The sequence below is a fragment of the Boseongicola sp. genome (genome assembly GCF_057460485.1).
This window is the reverse complement of the sequence record NZ_JBVCWP010000423.1, coordinates 1-2,403: the sequence shown is the minus strand read 5'-3', so window position 1 is coordinate 2,403 and position 2,403 is coordinate 1. Positions and strand designations below refer to the sequence as shown.

Annotated in this window: 4 protein-coding genes; all 4 read right to left on the bottom strand. The window is 56.0% G+C overall.

Translation table 11 applies throughout. The annotated features are described in order from the left end of the window. Positions 1–863 (bottom strand): Tad domain-containing protein (locus AC221Y_RS23105; protein ID WP_486708626.1); only part of this gene is annotated, 863 nt, incomplete at its 3' end. Between the two features lie 72 nt (positions 864–935). Next, the gene (locus AC221Y_RS23100; protein WP_486708627.1) at positions 936–1,406 is read right to left on the bottom strand and encodes a TadE/TadG family type IV pilus assembly protein; all 471 of its coding nucleotides are present in this window, start codon (positions 1,404–1,406) and stop codon (positions 936–938) included. A gap of 223 nt (positions 1,407–1,629) precedes the next feature. Continuing rightward, on the bottom strand, positions 1,630–1,971 hold the full coding sequence (locus AC221Y_RS23095) for a TfoX/Sxy family protein (protein ID WP_486708625.1): 342 nt from the start codon (positions 1,969–1,971) through the stop codon (positions 1,630–1,632). After that, positions 1,968–2,403: phosphoribosylglycinamide formyltransferase (purN, locus tag AC221Y_RS23090; RefSeq protein ID WP_486708624.1), on the bottom strand; the 436-nt coding region annotated here is incomplete at its 5' end. The genes purN and AC221Y_RS23095, both read right to left, overlap by 4 nt.

Below are 2,403 nucleotides of genomic sequence, written 5' to 3'. Positions count from 1 at the left end.
GGGTCGTTCGGGTCCGGAATGGCGCCAATATCGATCAACGGCTGCAGTTTGGCGATGTCGGTTTCCAGCTCCTTGCCCGACCAGAACTCGGTCTTGAGGTCGTTGTCGGAACTCGAAAGCATACTGTCGCGTGTGTTCTGGACAATGTCGCCGAAATCCGGCAACAGCAAGTTTATTTCGTGTGCGGCATCTGTGGCACCGGGGTTGGCCGAGTCGACGCATTTGGTCTTGCAGTCCAGCAGGCTTGGCATTCCGAGGTAAGAGCCTTCTTCCGGATCAGTGCTGTTCGCGCCCGATTCAAAAGTATTCCTTTGCGGTATATCGACGAAGTCCTGACTGTGGACGCAGTATTTATTCCCGAAGTAATTATCATTCGAAGACTTGATATTGTCGTGCGCCCATACGCCTTCGTACAGCGGGCATTCCTTAAAGATGTTGATGACGGTTGTTCCAGACCTCTTAACCTGCCAGCTGGGAAAGCCTATAATTCGCAGCAGGTAAGTCCCCACCGGATTGTCTACGATGTCGTCTCGGTGCAGTTGTACCGTCACGGCGTTAACATCCGCCGCAGTCGCCGGAGCGGAAACCGTTTTGGCGCCATCATCGTAGTCGGAAAGAATGATGTCTTTCAGGTCTTCGTTGATCACCCGCCCGTAACCGGCGTTTGGCATGTTCGCTAACACGTACTCGCGGGCCGCCAAACGCGCATCGGCCAGGCTTCCGCCGTTCAGAATTTCCACGATAGCGGCGTGCGAGGCGACGTCAGCCGTCAGCTGCAGCCGCTCTTTTTGTCGCCATGCGTTCGCGGTATCGACCGACAAGCCGACGATGCCTGCGCAGACAATAAACCAGAACAGCGCCATAATCGTTCCGACGGCACTCTCATCTTTCGCAAAGTCTTTAAGAGTTTTGTACGTGAACATAACACTACCCGATTACTTGGGCTCCATTTTGTGCCTGACTTCAGCCTTGATCGTGGTGTCCTTGAAGATTCCGAAAATCCCAAACGCGTCGATGGTTGTCGCAGGGGCGGTGATTGTCACGATCACATGACTGGCGGCTGAAATCTCGCAGGCCACCGTATTACCGTCCCCATCGAAGCAGCGCACTAACGCATCTGGTGCTGCATTTGCGAAGGCTGCGTTGGCTTCAGCATAGCCCTCGCCCTGCCCTTCATCCATCGCGTGCCGTGAAATGGCCCGCGCAGTGTCGCGCGCGACATTCCAGAAGTTGGACTGATTCATGAAGGCAAGGGTAATGTCGGTCGCACCGGCAATCAGCGCCGCGAACACGGGTGCCCACAACACGAACTCAATCGTAACGCCGCCGCGCTCGTCGCGTCGATAAGACTCGTGGTCTCGAAAAGATTTGCTCCTGCAGCGCAAGAACAACTTCTTTGGTGTCATCATTACATTTCAACCCAGGGGCAATGCCGCCAACAGACCATACACGGGCCCATAAGCAGCGGGTTTAATTGTATTTCTGCTCCGGAATATGAGGCTAAGTCGCTATAAGAGCAAGAAAAATTTATTAAAAGTTAAGGGAATTCAAAAACTGTGACATTCTGATTCCTGTTGGCACCTGCCGTTCGCCGCCAACAGTCGGAAATCAGACGCTACTTCAAGTCTATCATTTGTTGGCGCGGCGGAACCCGACGCCTAGCACATTCAACTCCGCCTCGATGGCGGAGCGTTCGCCGAATTCGGTTCGGGCGCCTTCGACCACGGTGTCAAACGTCTTGCGAAGGTCTGATTTTTCCTCAGGTGACAAGTCGTTCCACGGCCGGTTTTGCAGCCCGAGGTAGAGGCAGTAGAAGCCGATGAAGTGCGGTCGGATACCGACCTTCAACAATCGCCGATAGGCCTCTTCCGCGCCCAGCTCAAAGATTTCCTCTGCCGTGTGAATCCCTGCTCTGGCAAACATCTGCTCGACCTTGGGGCCGAGGTTGCGGATCGTGGAAACGCGGCTCATTGCCCCGCGAATTCGGCCAGAATTCTCGGATAGAGCTTGTGCTCCTGCTCCAGAACCCGTGCCGCAAGCGTTTCAGCCGTGTCTTCTTCCAGGATTTCCACTTCTGCCTGCCCCAGAACGGGCCCTGCATCCAGTTCAGCCGTGACCAGATGGACAGAGCATCCGGCAACCTTGTCGCCAGCTTCGATCGCACGCTGGTGGGTGTGCAGGCCGCGATATTTCGGCAGCAGAGACGGGTGGATATTCAGCATCCGGCCTTCCCATTTGGCGATGAAGCCGGGGGTCAGGATGCGCATGAAACCGGCCATGCCGATGATGTCGGGGGCCGCCTCCAGCAGGGCGGCGTGGACCGCCGCATCGAATTTTTCGCGGTCGCCCTTGAATTGCCGGTGATCCACTACCGCTGTCGGGACGCCGAGCGCCCGTGCCTTG

What these genes read in the sequence shown, in the direction of transcription:
- AC221Y_RS23100 (WP_486708627.1), bottom strand. Translation starts at nt 1,406, where the DNA reads ATGACACCAAAGAAGTTGTTCTTGCGCTGCAGGAGCAAATCTTTTCGA.
- AC221Y_RS23095 (WP_486708625.1), bottom strand. Translation starts at nt 1,971, where the DNA reads ATGAGCCGCGTTTCCACGATCCGCAACCTCGGCCCCAAGGTCGAGCAG.